Source organism: Vibrio sp. 10N.222.46.A1 (assembly GCF_041473595.1).
GTDB classification, from domain to species: domain Bacteria; phylum Pseudomonadota; class Gammaproteobacteria; order Enterobacterales; family Vibrionaceae; genus Vibrio; species Vibrio tasmaniensis_A.
In genome coordinates, this window is the sequence record NZ_JBFRSN010000681.1 from 1 (window position 1) to 435 (window position 435).

At 43.0% G+C, this 435-nt stretch carries 1 protein-coding gene; it reads right to left on the reverse strand.

The window, feature by feature from the left end; translation table 11 throughout:
* A partial coding sequence (locus AB4496_RS18250) for a CheR family methyltransferase (protein WP_372131565.1) occupies positions 1–388 on the reverse strand: 388 nt, incomplete at its 3' end.
* Positions 389–435: the final 47 nt, after the last annotated feature.

Here is a 435-nt window from a genome sequence, read left to right on the forward strand (position 1 = left end):
CTTGGGTCTCAAGTATCGTCATAGCCATTGAGTATGGTTCTTGACCTGAAGAGCTTGCCGCAGACCAAATCTTGATAGGACGTTTATTTGCCGCTATTTCCGGTAGAAGTTTATCCGCTAGTACAGCAAACGGATAAGTATCTCGGAACCAAAGTGTCTCGTTAGTCGTCATAGCATCCACTGCCGCCACTCTCAACTCACGGTTTCGACCTGTCACTACATCTCTTAGCAAATCAGACAATGAAGCAACATTAAACTTCGTTACTAATGGGCTTAAACGACTGCGCACTAAATACTGCTTACTGTCACCTAATACAATGCCACATTGAGATTCTAAGAAACGGCTGAAATCGCGATACTCTTGATCACTTATTGTTATAGCAGTCATTAATGTCTCTTTTAGTTAGTTAACGCAGCTTTAACCGCGCCACCAAG